Origin of the sequence: Cupriavidus oxalaticus, assembly GCF_038900635.1 — a bacterium.
In the GTDB taxonomy this organism is placed as follows: domain Bacteria; phylum Pseudomonadota; class Gammaproteobacteria; order Burkholderiales; family Burkholderiaceae; genus Cupriavidus; species Cupriavidus oxalaticus_B.
On record NZ_JAYMRX010000003.1, the window covers coordinates 150,944 to 167,853 of the forward strand.

At 68.0% G+C, this 16,910-nt stretch carries 13 protein-coding genes; 7 read left to right on the forward strand and 6 right to left on the reverse strand.

Annotation, left to right across the window (positions count from 1 at the left end; translation table 11 throughout):
* The first annotated feature begins 208 nt into the window (after positions 1-208).
* Positions 209-463 (forward strand): RNA-binding protein, encoded by a 255-nt coding sequence (locus tag VSR71_RS07360; RefSeq protein ID WP_209757072.1) that lies wholly within the window; start codon positions 209-211, stop codon positions 461-463.
* A 65-nt stretch (positions 464-528) separates the two neighbouring features.
* Here VSR71_RS07360 and VSR71_RS07365 read toward each other — a convergent pair whose 3' ends face one another.
* On the reverse strand, positions 529-1,299 hold the full coding sequence (locus tag VSR71_RS07365) for a ferredoxin--NADP reductase (protein WP_342913250.1): 771 nt from the start codon (positions 1,297-1,299) through the stop codon (positions 529-531).
* Between the two features lie 405 nt (positions 1,300-1,704).
* Here VSR71_RS07365 and VSR71_RS07370 point away from each other — a divergent pair, with 405 nt between their 5' ends.
* Entirely contained in the window at positions 1,705-1,920 is a 216-nt protein-coding gene (locus VSR71_RS07370) for a hypothetical protein (RefSeq protein ID WP_342913251.1), read from the forward strand.
* Positions 1,921-2,014: 94 nt separating this feature from the next.
* Positions 2,015-5,524, forward strand: a complete 3,510-nt coding sequence (locus tag VSR71_RS07375) for a pyruvate carboxylase (RefSeq protein WP_342913252.1) — start codon at positions 2,015-2,017, stop codon at positions 5,522-5,524.
* A 27-nt stretch (positions 5,525-5,551) separates the two neighbouring features.
* Here the strand turns inward: VSR71_RS07375 and VSR71_RS07380 are convergent, their stop codons facing one another.
* Positions 5,552-6,433, reverse strand: coding sequence for a LysR family transcriptional regulator (locus tag VSR71_RS07380; RefSeq protein ID WP_342913253.1), 882 nt, complete (start codon positions 6,431-6,433; stop codon positions 5,552-5,554).
* 157 nt (positions 6,434-6,590) lie between these two features.
* Here VSR71_RS07380 and VSR71_RS07385 point away from each other — a divergent pair, with 157 nt between their 5' ends.
* A complete protein-coding gene (locus VSR71_RS07385; RefSeq protein WP_342913254.1) occupies positions 6,591-7,025 on the forward strand; it encodes a VOC family protein in 435 nt (144 codons plus the stop codon).
* A 60-nt stretch (positions 7,026-7,085) separates the two neighbouring features.
* Here the strand turns inward: VSR71_RS07385 and VSR71_RS07390 are convergent, their stop codons facing one another.
* Together VSR71_RS07390 and VSR71_RS07395 are read right to left on the reverse strand one after the other, a co-directional pair.
* Complete coding sequence (locus VSR71_RS07390; protein WP_342913255.1) at positions 7,086-8,276, reverse strand: CaiB/BaiF CoA-transferase family protein; 1,191 nt, start codon at positions 8,274-8,276, stop codon at positions 7,086-7,088.
* 131 nt (positions 8,277-8,407) lie between these two features.
* On the reverse strand, positions 8,408-9,307 hold the full coding sequence (locus tag VSR71_RS07395) for a LysR family transcriptional regulator (protein WP_342913256.1): 900 nt from the start codon (positions 9,305-9,307) through the stop codon (positions 8,408-8,410).
* Between the two features lie 162 nt (positions 9,308-9,469).
* On the opposite strand from VSR71_RS07395, the gene VSR71_RS07400 reads away from it, so the two are divergent.
* Both VSR71_RS07400 and VSR71_RS07405 read left to right on the forward strand, forming a co-directional pair.
* Positions 9,470-10,453: a tripartite tricarboxylate transporter substrate binding protein gene (locus VSR71_RS07400; RefSeq protein WP_342913257.1), complete on the forward strand. Its 984-nt coding sequence runs from the start codon at positions 9,470-9,472 to the stop codon at positions 10,451-10,453.
* Between the two features lie 49 nt (positions 10,454-10,502).
* Positions 10,503-10,973 carry a MaoC family dehydratase gene (locus VSR71_RS07405; protein WP_342913258.1) on the forward strand — a complete coding sequence of 157 codons (471 nt, stop codon included), beginning with the start codon at positions 10,503-10,505 and terminating at the stop codon, positions 10,971-10,973.
* A gap of 161 nt (positions 10,974-11,134) precedes the next feature.
* Here VSR71_RS07405 and VSR71_RS07410 read toward each other — a convergent pair whose 3' ends face one another.
* A complete protein-coding gene (locus VSR71_RS07410; protein ID WP_342913259.1) occupies positions 11,135-13,990 on the reverse strand; it encodes a LuxR C-terminal-related transcriptional regulator in 2,856 nt (951 codons plus the stop codon).
* A gap of 295 nt (positions 13,991-14,285) precedes the next feature.
* Positions 14,286-15,839 (reverse strand): long-chain-fatty-acid--CoA ligase, encoded by a 1,554-nt coding sequence (locus VSR71_RS07415; protein ID WP_342913260.1) that lies wholly within the window; start codon positions 15,837-15,839, stop codon positions 14,286-14,288.
* Between the two features lie 202 nt (positions 15,840-16,041).
* On the opposite strand from VSR71_RS07415, the gene VSR71_RS07420 reads away from it, so the two are divergent.
* Positions 16,042-16,800, forward strand: a complete 759-nt coding sequence (locus VSR71_RS07420; RefSeq protein ID WP_342913261.1) for an IclR family transcriptional regulator — start codon at positions 16,042-16,044, stop codon at positions 16,798-16,800.
* The last annotated feature ends 110 nt before the right edge of the window (positions 16,801-16,910 follow it).

Sequence of the window (16,910 nt, forward strand, 5' to 3'; positions counted from 1 at the left end):
CCTCGATTGCCGGGCAGCCGGGCGGCTTCCTTGACACCATCATATGTGCCGTGCCCGGAATTACCAGAATCCGATGGGCCGGTGTCGGCGGGCCGGACCTGCGTGTCGGGGCACGCCGCCGGGCCGCGATTTGCGTTCTGGCCCCGCCTGCCATAAACCTAGGTCAGGGACACGCCCGCAAGGGCGTTCAGGACTTCAGGAGACATCAATGAGTGTGCTGATGCTTTCGAACGTCGACGTGGAAACCACCGACGACGAAATCCGCGATTTCCTCATCCGTTATGGCTTCCCGGCGTTCGACGAGCTCGAGCGCCTGCCGGGGGATGGCTCGCGCCCGGCGGTGGCGGTGCATTTCAACGCGGTGGAGGACGCCGCGCTGCGGATGCTGCAGCCGCGCATCAATCATTTGTTCTGGAAGAAGCGCCAGGTTGAGGCAATGGTGCTCACGGAGCGCTTCGAATAGACGGGAAGGACCTGCGGGCGCGAAGTCCCGCAGGCTGCAGGCCGCGCCTGCGGGGGTGCAGCCGTTTAGCCGACGAAGGCCTTTTCGAGCACGAAGTGGCCGGGCTCGCTCATATTGCCTTCCTCGAAGCCGCGCTCCTCCAGCATGACACGGATTTCCTTGAGCATGTCGGGGCTGCCGCACAGCATCAGGCGGTCGTTCTCGATCGAGAACGGGGGCACGCCCAGGCGCTCGAACAGTTCGCCCGACTCGATCAGTTCGGTGATGCGGCCGCGCGTGTGGAAGTCTTCGCGCGTGACGGTGGGGAAATAAACCAGCTTTTCGCGCACCATCTCGCCCAGGTACTCATGCTCGGGCAGGTGCTCGTTCAGCAGTTGCTGGTAGGCCAGTTCGTCGACAAAGCGGCAGGTGTGGGTCAGCACGATCTTGTCGTAGCGCGCGTAGACCTCGGGGTCGCGAATGATCGACAGGAACGGGGCCAGGCCGGTGCCGGTGGCCAGCAGCCACAGGGTCTTGCCGGGCAGCAGGTTTTCGACCAGCAGGGTGCCGGTCGGCTTCTTGCCGACAAAAATCTGGTCGCCTTCGCGCAGGTGCTGCAGGCGCGACGTCAGCGGGCCATCCGGCACCTTGATGCTGAAGAATTCCAGGGTTTCTTCATAGTTGGCGCTGGCGATGCTGTAGGCACGCAGCAGCGGGCGGCCATTGACTTCGAGGCCGACCATGGCGAACTGGCCGTTTTCGAAGCGGAAACCCGGATCGCGCGTGCAGGTGAAGCTGAACAGCGTGTCGGTCCAGTGGTGAACGGAGAGGATGGATTGCTGGTAGAGGTTGCTCATCGAAGAAAATGCCGAGGCCCGCGGGCAAGCCGCCGGGAAAGATGGTGACCGGACATGTGCGCCTGTCGGCGGTTACCGGCAAGGCGGCGGATCAGGGGAACGCAATGATCCACTTCGTCGCGTATTGTAAAGCGGCAGCGGCGGGCGTGCCCGCGCTGCGTCGACGGAACCCCGCCCGGGATAGGGTTATGCGCAGCAATGAAATCCGGGATTTCAGTTCTGAAACCCGTATGCCGGGTTTGCAACGCGGAATCTTGCCAAATCAACGGAATCGGGCTTGGCCCGCTTTTTGCGCTCCCAGACACGCCGCACGTCCAGCCGTCGTGCCGGCAAAGCTGCCGTGACCCGACGATCGCATTGCGTTGCAGGGCAGGCGCCCTTGGTCTTGAACAGGAATGCACCGCGATGTACTACGGAACCAATGCAGCCGCCGCGACTGGCGCAGAATGCCGCGCGCTTGCCGCAGACGCCAGCCAGCCACGTACCGGCCACCGCCACGACGATCGTTGCGGCGGCAAGCCGGCGCCACAGCGCACCAACTGGGCCTGGGCGGCCGTGGCCAGGCATGACGACTGGATGGATTCACACACCCCGTTTGCGCAGTTTGCGCATTTCGACTAGCCGCCGGCCACGGCACCTGCCGTGGCGCTGTCCCTTCGAATGACCCGAGCCGCCGTGCCGCCCCGCGCGGCGTCTCAGTTGCCTTGTGCGTGCCATGAACTACGCTCCCATCAAATCGCTGCTGATTGCCAACCGCTCCGAGATCGCGATCCGCGTCATGCGGGCCGCGGCCGAGATGAACATCCGGACCGTGGCGATCTATTCCAAGGAAGACCGCCTCGCCCTCCATCGCTTCAAGGCTGACGAGAGCTACCTGGTCGGCGAGGGCAAGAAGCCGCTGGCGGCCTATCTCGATATCGACGACATCCTGCGCATCGCGCGCCATGCGAAGGTCGATGCGATCCATCCGGGCTACGGCTTCCTGTCGGAGAATCCCGACTTCGCGCAGGCCGTGATCGATGCCGGCATCCGCTGGATCGGCCCGTCGCCGGAGATCATGCGCCGGCTCGGCAACAAGGTGGCCGCGCGCAATGCGGCGATCGAGGCCGGCGTGCCGGTGATGCCGGCCACCGACCCGCTGCCGCACGACCTGGAGGCCTGCAAGCGCCTGGCCGCGGGCATCGGCTATCCGCTGATGCTCAAGGCCAGCTGGGGCGGCGGCGGGCGCGGCATGCGCATCCTTGAGAGCGAGCAGGACCTGGAGGGCGCGCTGGCCGCGGCGCGGCGCGAGGCGCTGGCGGCGTTCGGCAACGACGAGGTCTATGTCGAGAAGCTGGTGCGCAATGCGCGTCACGTCGAAGTGCAGGCGCTCGGCGACACGCACGGCAACCTGGTGCACCTGTACGAGCGCGACTGCACCGTGCAGCGGCGCAACCAGAAGGTGGTGGAGCGCGCGCCCGCGCCGTACCTCGACGATGCCGGCCGTGCCGAGCTGTGCGAGGCGGCGATGCGGCTGATGCGCGCGGTCGGGTATTCCCATGCCGGCACGGTCGAGTTCCTGATGGACGCCGATTCCGGCCAGTTCTACTTCATCGAAGTCAATCCGCGCATCCAGGTCGAGCACACGGTCACCGAGATGGTCACCGGCGTCGATATCGTCAAGGCGCAGATCCGGATCACGGAAGGCGGCTATATCGGCATGACCGAGAACACGCGCAACGACAACGGCGACATCGTCGTGCGTGCCGCGGGCGTGCCGGTCCAGCAGGATATCCATCTGAACGGCCACGCGCTCCAGTGCCGGATCACCACCGAGGACCCGGAGAACGGCTTCCTGCCGGACTACGGCCGTCTCACCGCATATCGCAGCGCCGCCGGCTTCGGCGTGCGCCTGGATGCCGGCACCGCCTATGGCGGCGCGGTGATCACGCCGTACTACGATTCGCTGCTGGTCAAGGTCACCACCTGGGCCCCGACCGCGCCCGAGTCGATCCGGCGCATGGACCGCGCGCTGCGCGAGTTCCGCATCCGCGGGGTCGCGTCAAACCTGCAGTTCCTCGAGAACGTGATCAACCATCCCGCGTTCCGCGCCGGCGACGTCACCACGCGCTTTATCGACAAGACGCCGGAGCTGCTGGAATTCACCAAGCGCCTGGACCGCGCCACCAAGCTGCTGCGCTACCTGGGCGAGATCAGCGTCAACGGGCACACGGAAATGACCGGCCGCACGCTGCCGCCATTGCCGCTGCCGCAGCCGGTGCTGCCCGCCGTCGACAACAGCACGCCGCTGCCTTACGGCACGCGCGATCGCCTGCTTGAGCTGGGCGCCGAGAAGTTCTCGAAGTGGATGCTCGAGCAGAAGCAGGTGCTGCTGACCGACACCACCATGCGCGACGCGCACCAGTCGCTGTTCGCCACGCGCATGCGCACCGCGGACATGCTGCCGATCGCGCCGTTCTATGCGCGCGAGCTGTCGCAGCTGTTCTCGCTGGAGTGCTGGGGCGGCGCCACCTTCGACGTGGCGCTGCGCTTCCTCAAGGAAGACCCGTGGCAGCGCCTTGAGCAATTGCGCGAGCGCGTGCCGAACGTGCTGTTCCAGATGCTGCTGCGCGGCTCCAATGCGGTCGGCTACACGAACTATGCGGACAATGTGGTGCGCTTCTTCGTGCGCCAGGCGGCCAGCGCGGGCGTTGACGTGTTCCGCGTGTTCGATTCGCTCAACTGGGTGCGCAACATGCGCGTGGCGATCGATGCCGTGCGCGAAAGCGGCGCGCTGTGCGAAGGCGCGATCTGCTACACCGGCGACCTGTTCGACCCGAAGCGCTCGAAGTACGACCTGAAGTACTACGTCGGCATCGCGCGCGAACTGCAGCAGGCCGGCGTCAATGTGCTGGGCATCAAGGACATGGCAGGCATCTGCCGTCCGCAGGCGGCCGCCGCGCTGGTCAAGGCGCTCAAGGAAGAGACTGGGCTGCCGGTGCACTTCCACACGCACGACACCAGCGGCATCTCGGCAGCGTCGGCGCTGGCCGCGATCGAAGCCGGCTGCGATGCCGTGGACGGCGCGCTCGATGCGATGAGCGGGCTGACCTCGCAGCCCAACCTGTCGAGCATCGCCGCGGCGCTGGCCGGCACCGAGCGCGACCCCGGCCTGAGCCTGGAGCGGCTGCACGAAGCCTCGATGTACTGGGAAGGGGTGCGCCGCTACTACGCGCCGTTCGAGTCCGAGATCCGCGCCGGCACCGCCGACGTGTACCGCCACGAGATGCCCGGCGGCCAGTACACCAACCTGCGCGAGCAGGCGCGCTCGCTCGGCATCGAGCATCGCTGGACCGAGGTGTCGCAGGCATACGCCGAGGTCAACCGGATGTTCGGCGATATCGTCAAGGTGACGCCGACCTCCAAGGTGGTCGGCGACATGGCGCTGATGATGGTGGCCAACGACATGACTGCGGCGGACGTGTGCGACCCGGCCAAGGAAATCGCATTCCCTGAATCGGTGGTGTCGCTGTTCAAGGGCGAACTGGGCTTCCCGCCCGACGGTTTCCCCGCCGAGCTGTCGCGCAAGGTGCTGCGCGGCGAGCCGCCTGCGCCGTACCGGCCTGGCGACCAGATCCCGCCGGTCGACCTCGATGCCGCGCGTGCCGCCGCGGAAGCGGCGTGCGAGGAGGCGCTCGACGACCGCCAGCTGGCGTCGTACCTGATGTACCCGAAGCAGGCCGTGGACTACCACGCGCATGTGCGCAACTACAGCGATACCTCGGTGGTGCCGACGCCGGCATTCCTGTACGGCCTGCAGCCGCAGGAAGAGGTGGCGATCGACATCGCCGCGGGCAAGACGCTGCTGGTTTCGCTGCAAGGCACGCACCCCGATGCCGAGGAGGGCCGCATCAAGGTCCAGTTCGAGCTGAACGGGCAATCGCGCACGGCGCTGGTCGAGCAGCGCATCACCACGCAAGCGGGATCCGCACGCCAGACCCGTCCGGTGGCCGAACCGGACAATCCGCTGCATATCGCGGCGCCGATGCCGGGCTCGATCGTGACCGTGGCGGTGCAGCCGGGACAGCGCGTGGCCGCGGGCACGACGCTGCTGGCGCTGGAGGCGATGAAGATGGAAACCCATATCGCTGCCGACCGCGACTGCGAGATCGCCGTGGTGCACGTGAAGCAGGGCGACCGCGTGGCGGCGAAGGACCTGCTGATCGAGTTGAAGCCAGCGCAGTGACGTGGCTGGCGCCGCCGCAGCGCGGCGTCAGGACGGCGCCCGCGCCATGCCCTGCGCGGCCTGCGCGATGCGTTGCGCCAGCAGCGTGGCCGCCGCCTGGCGGCTATGGGGCGGGCGCTCCACCAGCCCGATCTCGCGATGGAAGGTGTCATCGCCGAGGCTGAGCGCCACCACGCCTTTCGGCCATGGCGTCGTGCCGGTGAGCGGCACCAGCGCGACGCCAAGGCCCCGCTGGACCAGCTGCGCGATGCCTTGCAATTCGTCCAGTTCGATCGCGTCCCTGACCGGGATCCGCGCACGGCGCAGGAACTGGTCTACCACACGGCCGCCGAACGAGCCGCGGTCATAGCGGATAAACGGCTCGCTCTCCAGCAACTCGCGCCACGGCCGCTTGCCCTGGGCGCGAGGGACCAGCAGCACGAACGGTTCGGTCAGCAGCGAGCGCCATTGCAGGTCGGAAGGCAGCGCGAAGGGCGGCTTGATCATCACCGCGATATCGATCTCGCCCGAATCGACCTGGCCGAGCAGGTTCAGCGACACCCCCGGCACCAGCCTGACCCGGTAACCCGGCATCTCGTGCCGGAAGCTGGCCAGCGCATCGGCAAGGAACGACACATGGACCGATGCGATCGCGCCGATGCGGACCAGCCCGGTGCGCGGGCTGCCCGCATGGCGGCCGAGCCTGGCGTAGACCGCCATCAGCTCTTCGGCCACCGCCAGCGTTTCGCGGCCATCGGCATTGAGCACGGCCGCGCGGCCGGTGCGGTCGAACAGTGCAAAGCCCAGCTCCTGTTCCAGTCGCTGGATCTGTGCGCTGACAGCCGATTGCGTCAGCCCGATATGGGCGGCCGCGTTGGCAAAGGTGCCGTATCGGACTACCGCGAGGAAAGTCTGGAGTTCGCGCAGCATTTCGACTGATCGAAATATTTGTTGCTCAGGGCAAAAATATATCGCTTTTCTTGGTGGATGGCGATGCTTAGACTAAGTGGACGATGGCGGTTTCGCAATGGCTGTCAAGCGCCGCCGCCCGATTCGTTCCCCGCTTAGCCTCACTTTGCCCGAGCCCATGACCACTACCGCCCCCCGCATTCCTCCCTTCCACCTTGCCTTCCCCGTGCGCGATCTCGCAGAGGCGCGCGCATTCTATGGCGAGCTGCTCGGCTGCCCTGAAGGGCGCAGCTCGCCGGACTGGATCGACTTCAACTTCTTCGGCCACCAGATCGTGGCGCACCTGGCCCCGGAGGAAGTCGGCCACAGCAAGACCAGCGCGGTCGATGGCGACCAGGTGCCGGTGCGGCACTTCGGCGCGGTGCTGTCGATTCCCGAATGGGAGGCGATGGCCGAAAAGCTGCGGGCGGCAGGCGTCGAGTTCATCATCGAACCCCATATCCGCTTCAAGGGCGAGCCTGGCGAGCAAGCCACCATGTTCTTCCTCGACCCGTCGGGTAACGCGCTGGAGATCAAGGCCTTCGCCGACTTGTCGTCATTGTTTGCCAAGTAAGTAACGCGCGCTGGAAGCGGGCAGGCAGCCGCTCCGGCTGCCGCCTGCGCGCCTGGTGCCTCAGATGGCACCGGCCGCCGCCAGGGCTTCGATCTGCGCATCAGCCATCCCGATCGATCGCAGCACGGCGACGGAATGCTCGCCCACGGACGGCACATCGCCCATGCATGCGGCCACGCCCGACAGCGTCGCGGGCGGCAACAAGGCTTGCACCATGCCGCCCGGCGTGCGCACGTCGCGCCAGCGCTCGCGCGCGGCGAGCTGCGGATGGCGCCACAGGTCATGCATGTCGTTCAACGGCGAATTGGCGATCCCACCGCGATCGAGCCGCTCGACCAGCTGCTCGCGAGTCATGCCGCGCAGGTGCCGGCCGATCTCCTGGTCCAGCTCGGCACGATTGGCAACGCGCAGCAGGTTCGAGTTGAAGCGTTCGTCCGCGGCCAGCGCGGGGTCTTCCAGCACGTCCACGCAGAAGCGCTGCCATTCGCGCTCGTTCTGCAGCCCGAAGATCACGCTGGCGCCGTCGCCGGTCTGGTACTGCCCGTAGGGTGCGATGCCGGGATGCGCTACGCCATTGCGCGCAGGCGGCGTGCCGCCGTAGTGGGCGAAGTTCAGCGGGTACGACATCCATTCGCCGAGCGCCTCGAGCATGGTGACTTCGACGCGCAAGCCGGTGCCGGTGCGGGCGCGCTGCAGCAGCGCCGAGAGGATGCCGGTATAGGCATACATGCCCGCGGCGATGTCGGCGATCGAGATGCCGGTGCGCGACGGCGCGCCGTCGGTGCCGGTCACAGAGATCAGGCCGGCCGCCGCCTGGATCAGCAAATCGTAGGCCTTCTTGTCGCGGTACGGGCCGCTGTCGCCGTAGCCGGAGATATCGCAAACGATCAGGCGCGGAAAATCCTCATGCAGTGACGCGAAGTCCAGCCCCATGCGCTGGGCCGCACCGGGGGCCAGGTTCTGGATAAAGACATCGGCCCCGGCAAGCAGCGTGCGCACCACGGCCTTTGCCTCCGGCTTCTTCAGGTCGAGCGCCAGGCTCTCCTTGCCGCGGTTGGCCCAGACGAAGAACGACGACTGTCCGTGCACGGTGTGGTCGTAGTCGCGTGCGAAATCGCCGACGACAGGGCGTTCCACCTTGATGACGCGCGCGCCGAGATCGGCGAGCTGGCGGCTGGCGAAGGGCGCGGCGACGGCGTGCTCGAGCGCCAGGACGGTGATGCCATCGAGCGGGCGTGGTTGGGTTTGCATGGCAGGAAGCAGTAGAGTTCTGGGAGGCACGCGGGCCGGGGCGACCCAGTATAGGAACAGTGCTTCCTGCCCGGATAGTCGATATTTCCTAAGGCCTGTTCGAGTGCTTCGAACGCTGCGATACCCCCCTGCTATGCCGCCTCGGGCGTTCCCCATTCGGCAACGTAGCGGATAAAGTCCCGCGTATAGGCCGGCAGCGCCTTCTGGCTTCGCACCACGATGCGCTGCTCGCGCCGCGCCCACGCTTCATCCAGTGCCACGCCTTCCACCGTGCCCTGCGCGATCAGCGGGCCCGCGACGGAACGCGGCACCAGCGAAATGCCGGCGCCTTCCTGCACGCAGCGCATGGCCGCGGCAAAGTCGGGGGCATGCACGCGCACGCGCGGCTTGATGCCGGCCCGCGCCGCCATGTCGGCCAGGAACAGGAAGTTGCTGCTCTTGCTGCCGACGGTCACCAGGTCATGCTCAAGCGCTTGCGCCAGGGTGACCTTGTCCAGCATCCCCAGCGCATGCCGTGCCGGCACCACGAACATCAGTTCATCGACACCGTAGCGGATGAATTCCAGCCCGCGCAGGTCGATGGCGCCCGCCACCAGGCCGACGTCGGCGCGGTCTTCGATCACCGCGCGCACGCTGTCTTCGCTCAGGTGCTCTTCGAGGTCGACGTTGACGTTGGGGTAGGCAGCCAGGAAGCGGCTCAGCGCCGCCGGCAGGCTGGCCATGGTGCTGCTGTTGGCGTAGACGCGGATATGCCCTTCGATGCCGTCGGTATGGCGCTGCATCTCGCGCTGCAGGCGTTCCACGTTTTCCATGATGGCCTGCGCGTAGCGCAATACCGTTTCGCCGGCGGGCGTCAGCGCCATGCCTTTCTGCGTGCGGTTGAACAGCGGCACGCCCATCGCCTGTTCCAGGTTCTTGAGTCGGTAGCTGGCCGAAGGCGCTGTCAGGTGCACATCCGAGGCGCCGCCGGTGACGCTCCTGGCCTGTGCGATGGCAAGAAATACGCGCAGGTCGGTCAGTTCGAAACGCATGCTTGTCTCCGATTTCCAGCCATGCCGGCGGGCGCTTTAGAAGATTTCTAACGGGACCCGTGGCGCTTTCGACTGGTGTGTTCTGAAGTTCGGATTTTATATTTCCGCTCGACGCAGCAGCCAGTCCATGGCGATGCCGCGAACCAGAACGAGGAGACCGACATGACTTCAGACTTGCGCAGGATCGCCACCGCCCTAAGCAGCGCCGCGGCCTTGCTGGCCTGCGTGCCGCCGGCAGCGGCACAGGCCGACTACCCCGTGCGGCCGGTGCGGCTGATCGTGCCCTATGCAGCCGGCGGGCCGACCGATACTTTTGCCCGCTCCCTGGCGGCCAGCTGGGGCAGCAAGCTCAACACCACGGTGGTGGTCGAGAACCGTTCGGGCGCGGGCACCATTGTCGGCACGGAAGCCGCGGCCAAGGCCGCGCCGGATGGCTACACGCTGCTGCTGACCACGGTCGCGCATGCCGTCAACCCGAGTATCCACGCACGGCTGCCGTATCGGACGGTGGAAGATTTCGCGCCGGTCGGGCTGGCGGCGCGCGCGCCGCTGGTGCTGGTGGTCAACAAAAACGTGCCCGCCAGGACGCTGCCGGAATTCATCGCCTACCTGAAGTCGCGCCCGGGGAAAGTCAACTATGGCTCGGCCGGTGTCGGCAGCGCCCCGCACCTGGCCGGCGAGCTGCTGAACTACACCGCGGGCACGCGGGCTGTCCACGTGCCATATCGCGGCAGCGCGCCGGCCATGGCCGACCTGATCGGCGGCCATGTCGAATTCATGATCGACAGCGCGCCGACCGGTCTGGCGCAGGTGCGTGCGGACACGGTGCGGCTGCTGGGAACGTCGATGGCTAAACGGCTGCCGCAGACCAGGGACACGCCGGCGATCGCCGAAGCGGTTGCCGGTTACGAGGCTTACACCTGGAACGCCGTGTTCGCACCGGTCCAGACGCCGCCTGCGGTGATCCAGAAACTCTCGGCGACGCTTGGCGAGGCGCTCGGCGATCCGGCGCTGCAGAGCAAGGGCTACGAACTCGGCCTGGTGCTTGAAAGCATGCCGACGCCGCAGGGCCTGCGCGATTTCCTGCGTGCCGAGCTGGACAAGTGGAAACGCGTGGCCGTTGCCACCAACATGAAGGCGGAATGACCGGAATCCCCGGCAGACCGCGAGCGATACCACGCAACAAGGAGAACCGATGAAGGCCTACCAGCTTTGCCCGCAACGCTACTTCGAGGATTTCGAGCTCGGCGAGCGTTTCAACCTGCCGTCACGCACTATGACCGACGCGCTGTTCGCCGCCTTCCAGCTGGCCAGCGGCGACAACCATCCGGTCCACTACGACGTTGAGTACTGCCGCGCGCATGGCATGCCGCACATGCTCGCCCACGGCTTTCAGGTCGTGATCCAGACTGCGGCAGGAGCGGGGCTGTTCCCGCATATGGTCGAGGAATCGCTGAAGGGCTTTATCGAGCAGAGCAGCCGCTTCCTGGCGCCGGTCTATGTGGGCGACACCTTGTACAGCAGCCTCACGGTCAGCGAGCTGGTGCCAGGGCGTACCACCGGCGTGCTGGCGATGCGGGCCGAGGTGCGCAACCAGAACGACGTGTGCGTCATGGAGGGATCGCAACGCTACTTGCTCCGCAAGCGCACCGCCAGCGCCGGCTGAGTCGCCGTATCCCCCGTGGCCGGGCGGCTGGGTGAAAAGCTACGCGGGATGCCGAGATGGTGGTGCTTGACCGAGCCGTTGATGGTCTCACGAAGGAGGCGGGCAGCGGCGCGGTGGTGCTGCGCAGCGGCGAGCCGATCGATGAACCCATCGTAGCGGTGTCAGCGCGCCCCGTCGGCCAGCTGGCTGCCCTGGGCAAGCTCGCGGTCGCGCACGCGCGCCACCGCCTCGTCGCGGCTGCTCACGCCGAGCTTGCGGAAGATGTTGCGCAGGTGCCATTTCACCGTCTCCGGCGACAGGCCCAGCGTGCGCGCGATCTTCTTGTTCGGCAGCGCCTGGCCGAGCAGGCGCACCACGTCGGCCTCGCGCTCGCTCAGTTCTTCGGTGCGGCCCTCTGGCTGTCCCGCGGGCACTGCGCCGGTTGCCGCCGCGCCGGCCGGTGCCCGCTCCGGCATGGCCTGCTGCAGCCGCTCGATGTAGAACGCCAGCACCGGATCGAGCCCGGGCGTGCCGGCGATGTTGTCGATCTGCCGCATCGACCCGGGGAAGGCGTCGATCAGGCTGCGCATCAGTCCGAGCCGGTGGCCGCGGCGCAGGCCTTCGAGCGCATGCTCGCGCGCGGCGACAGGTTCGCCGCGGCGCGTGGCAACCACCGCGGCCAGCATGTGCAGCTGCGCCACGTGGCGCTGCCAGCCGCGCGTCTCGCAGTAGGCAATCAGCGGCGCCAGCCGCGTCCAGGCGGCGCGCAGGTCCTCATGCGCCAGGCTGGCCATCACGTGGGCGCGCTCGGTCACCATGTGGATCGCGTCGAGGAAGCCGCGCGGCGCATCGCGGTGGCGAGCGGCAATGGCGTCGAGCCGCGCCAGCACCGCTTCGGCCGTGGCGATGTCGCCGCCGGCCAGGTGCAGGCGGACCTGGTTGGACAGGCTCTGCGCCACCAGCCGGTCCAGCCGCTGCTGCGTGCCGTAGTCCTCCAGGCGCTCCAGCTGGGCGAAGGCATCGAGCCGGTGGCCGACGATCCAGTGCGCCGCGGCCAGCACGGTATGCACGCGCAGCACGGAATCGGGGATCGACACGCGCTCCATCACGTCGACGCGGTCTTCAAGCAGCTTGCGCGCGGCGTCCAGGTCGTTGTGCTCGTACAGCACTTCGCCCAGCAACGCGGCGGCAAAGTATTCCGGCTCGGCACCGGCGCCGCCGTGCCCCACCGGTTCGACTTCGCGCAGCACGTCGCGGCTGATGCGCTCGACCTGCGTCACGTTGCCTTCCATCGCATGGCTGAACCCGATCAGGCAGCGGCCGTTGAGCATGCCGCTGGCGGTGCCCAGCAGCGGCACGCCGTCGACCAGCAGCGGCGGCGCGGCGGACTGGAGCGCGCGTGCGCGCTCATAGTCGCCCAGGTGCATGTACAGCAGCGACAGCAGGTTGTTGCGCGAGCCCATGTAGAAGGGCGTGGTGTCTGCCGGCGCGGCTTCCACCTCGGGCAGCAAGGCCAGCGCGCCGGCGGTGTCGTCGCGCAGCAGCACCAGGCCGAAGCGCAGCAGCGCGAGCCGGTAGCGCAGCGAAGCGCTGCCGGGTCCGGACCCGATGTCGGCTTCGAGCCGGTCGGCCGCGGCGGCGCAGCCGTCGAGGTCGCGCGTGAGCATCTGCATGCGCAGCGCCAGCAGCCGCAGTTCCGGACGTGCCTCGACCTCGCTGGCGGGCAGCAGGCGCAGCAGGCCCAGCGCCTTGCGCACTTCGCCGCGCGCGATCAGCGTGTCGGCATAGCGCTGCACCAGTTCGGCGGCGGTGCCTGCATCGCCGGCGAGCACGGCGTGGCGGACGGCCTCGGCCAGCATGCGGTGGTCGCGGAACCAGCGCCAGGCAGCGCCGTGGACGGCACGCTGCTGCGCCTCGCTGCGCGCGCGGAAGCGCTCGGCCAGGGTCTCGCGCAGCAGCGGGTGCAGGCGGTACCAGGCTTCGCGTTCGGGGCCGGGCGTGGGGGTGATGAAGAGGTTCTCCTGCTCCAGCCGCGTCAGCAGGGCCAGCACCTCGTGCTCGCCCATCGCCTGTTGGTCCAGCGCCTGGCCCAGCGCCTGGGACAGCGACGCGGTAAAGCGCTCGCACGCGGCCGCGCGCACCAGCAGCTCGGCTTCGTCGGGCGCCAGCCGCGACAGCACTTCGCGTTCGAAATACTCGGCAAAGGCACCGGCGTCCTGCACATTGGCCTGCACCAGGCCGCTGGCGAAGGTCATGCCGCTGGCGCTGGCCTTCTTGCGCTTCCAGTGCGCGGCGAACAGTTGCAGGCCGGCGACCCAGCCGTCGGCCAGCTCGTGCAGCAGGCGCGCATCGCGCGCGCCGATCTCGCCCAACTGGGCCCGCAGGAAGTGCTGCGATTCGGCCAGCGTGAAGCGCAGGTCGCGCTGGTCCAGTTCCAGCAGCTGGCCCTGGTCGCGCAGGCGCCCCAGCGACAGCGGCAGCGCCGCGCGCGTGGCGAGCACCACGTGGAAGTTGGGCGGGGCGTAGTCGAGCAGCCATTGCAGCGGCTGCAGCACGCGTGAGGAGCCTAGATGCTGCACGTCGTCGAGTACCAGCGTCACTTCGCGCGAATGCGCGCCGATGCCGCGCACCAGCGCCACGATGGCGCGCTCCACGGCCTCGTCGTCGGTGCCGCGCTCGGCCAGCAGCACGGCCTCGCGGGTGATCTCGGGGTTGATTTCGGCGAGGCAGGCGAGCATGCGGTCGAGCCAGCGCTGGCGCTCGTTGTCGGCGGGTTCCAGCACCAGCGCGGCCATGTCGAAGCCCAGCGCCAGCAGGTCCAGGCGCCAGGCGCTCAGCAGCGCGGTCTTGCCGTAACCGGCCGGCCCCTGCAGCACGATGCAGCGTCGCCGGCGCGCCTCGGTCAGCTGCGCCAGCAGCCGTTCGCGCGCGACCACGCGCTCGGCGCTGCGCAGCGATGCCGGCCGCGACGGCGGCGAGGGCAGCGTGGTGGACGGGCTGCCGGGTGGCGATGGCGGGCTGGGTGGCGAGTGGGACATCGGAACGCGGGCAATGTTTGCCTGTGCAAGCGGCTGCACCGGCTCGCAGGCGCGGGGGCGCCCAGCCCTGGCGCGACAAGGGGCAGCTATTGCGCGATTGTATGGCAGAAGCAGCGGCCCGGCGAGTTGCGCGATGCCGTCACCGTCGAAGCTCCATTCGCGCAGCGCGCCCGCACGCGGCGGACCCGTTCACGGTCTGGACCATCAGCCGCCGCGGCTGCATCGCGAGTATTGAGGCGAAGGCGTGAGGATGGCTTGAGACGGCTGTGGCGCGACGGCGCCGGCCCCGCAGCGCTCAGTTCACCGCGCGTGATTTGCCTTGCCAGTGCGCCGCGCGCAGGTCCCGCTTGAGGATCTTGCCGGCGCCGGACAGCGGCAGCGCCTGGCGGAATTCGACGCTCTTCGGGCATTTGTAGCCGGCAATATGCGCCCGGCAATGCTCGCGGATCTCGTCTTCCGTCGCCTGCGCGCCAGCCTTCAGCACCACCACGGCATGCACGGCCTCGCCCCATTTCTCGTGCGGCACGCCGATCACCGCGCTCATCGCCACCGCGGGATGGCGGCCGATGACGTTCTCGACCTCGGCCGAATAGACGTTCTCGCCGCCGCTGACGATCATGTCCTTGATGCGGTCGACGATAAAGATAAAGCCCTGTTCGTTCATGTACGCGCCGTCGCCGGTATGCAGCCAGCCTTCGCGCAGCGCGCGGGCGGTGTCTTCGGGACGGTTCCAGTAGCCGGGCGTGACGCCGCCGCTGCGCACCAGGATCTCGCCGACGGTGCCGCGCGGCACTTCGTTGCCTTCGGCGTCGGCGATCTTCACCTCGATGCCGATGCCGGCGCAGCCGGCCGACAGGTGCAGCCCCTGCGCGCGCGCCGCGCTACCATGGTTGTCGGGCGGGTTGGTGGTGACGATCATCGATTCGGTCATGCCGTATGAGTGCGCAAACTCGACGCCGGGCAGCTTCTCCATCGCCTGTTCCAGCACCGCGGCGCTGATCGGCGACGCGCCGTAGCCAAGCCGCCGGACGCTGCCGAGATCGCACCTGTCGAAGTCGGGGTGGTGGATCAGCATCTGGATGGTGGTCGGCACCATGCCCAGCTCGGTGATGCGTTCGCGCTCGATGGTTTCCAGCACCTCGCGCGCTTCGAACGACGGCAGGATGACGTGTGTCTCGCCCGCGACGAACTGCATCAGCACGCGCGCGATCGCCGCGATATGGAAGAACGGGTTGGTATGCAGCACGCGGCCGCCCTTCAGCGGCGGGGTGTCGGCCATGCGCTGCAGGGTGCCGCACCACAGCGAGCTGTGGGTCTGCATGACGCCCTTGGGAAAGCCCGTGGTGCCGCCGGTGTACATGATGATGGCGAGGTCGCCGCCGCCGCGCTGCGCATCCGGCACCGGCGAGGCGTCTTCGATCAGCCGTTCGTAAGACAGCATGCCGGCGGGCGCTTCGCCGTCGCCGGCATGGATCAGTACCGGCTCGCGCCGCGCCGTGGCGCGAATGCCGTCGGCCATCGGCAGGAACTGGTCGTCGACCACCAGGATGGCGGTATCGCAGTCATCGAGCGAATAGACCACCTCCGGCACGCTCCAGCGCACGTTGACCGGGTTCAGCACGCCGCCGCCCCACCACGCGGCCATGGCGAACTCAAGGTAGCGGTCGGAGTTCTGCGCGAGGATGCCGACGCGGTCGTTCGGCCGCATGCCCAGCGCCTGCAGCGCGCCGGCCAGGCGCGCGACGCGCGCGCAGAACTCGCGGTAGCTGCGGCGCCGGCCGCGAAAGATGGTGACGATCTCGTCCGGCTGCTGTTGCAGCGAACGGTGCAGGGCTCGGGTCAGGTACACCGGTGTCTCCGTTCTTGCTTTCTTGTCTCTGGGCCGGCGCACGCTCAGGCCGGGTCGGCTGTATTGTGCGATGCCGGGCGATTATGGAATTCGGATCTGCCGAAGGCAGTGTTTGCCGGGCAGAAGCGCACGAGGCCCCGCTGCCGGCGCCGGCCGCTACAATCCGCGATGGGACATTTCTCAATACATGTAAGAAGACTCGATGACATACATCGTTGACGCGGTGGACGAGGCACTGGGCCTGCTGATGCTGGTGGCCGAGCATCCTTCGCTCGGGGTGACCGAGATCGCCCGCCGCGCGGGACTGACCAAGGCCCGCGCCTTCCGCCTGCTGGCCACGCTCGAGCATCGCGGCATGATCGCGCGCGAGCCGGCGGCCGCGGTCTACAAGCTCAGCTACAACGCCTTGCTGGTGGGCAACGCCGCGCGCGACCAGTTCGACCTGGTCAAGGTGGTGGCGCCGCGGCTGGCGGCGATCGGCGCGGCCTGCGGCGAAAACGTGATCGTGCGCGTGCGCGACGGGCTGGAATCGGTCTGCGTGGCGCGGCACGAATCGTCGCAATCGGTGCGCGTGCATACGGAGGTGGGCAACCGGAGGCCGCTGCATGTGGGGGCCTCGGGCAAGCTGCTGCTGGCGTTCGCAGCGCCCGAGGTGGTCGATGCCGTGGCGGCGCACAGCCTGGAGCGTTTTACCGAGCGCACCATTGTCACGGCGGAGCAGTTGCGCGAGGAGCTTGCCGCGATCCGTGCTGCCGGGCATGCCGTATCGCTGGGCGAGCGCGATGCCGACGCGGTGTCGGCGGCGGCGCCGTTGCGCGACCACGGCGGAGCGGTGGTGGCATCGCTGAGCATTGCCAGCCCGGCCAGCCGGACCACGCCCGAGGCGCTGGACCGGCATGTCGCGATGGTGGTGGAAGAGGCCGCGGCGCTGTCGCGAGCGTTGGGGTATGCGGGCGGCTGACGCTGACGCCCCGATTGCGTAACAGTTGGCAACTCATAAGCGGCGCTTCGGCGCCGCTTTTTGTTTGTCCTGATTTTTAGTTTTTCGGGTAAACCCGCGTTACTGCTCTT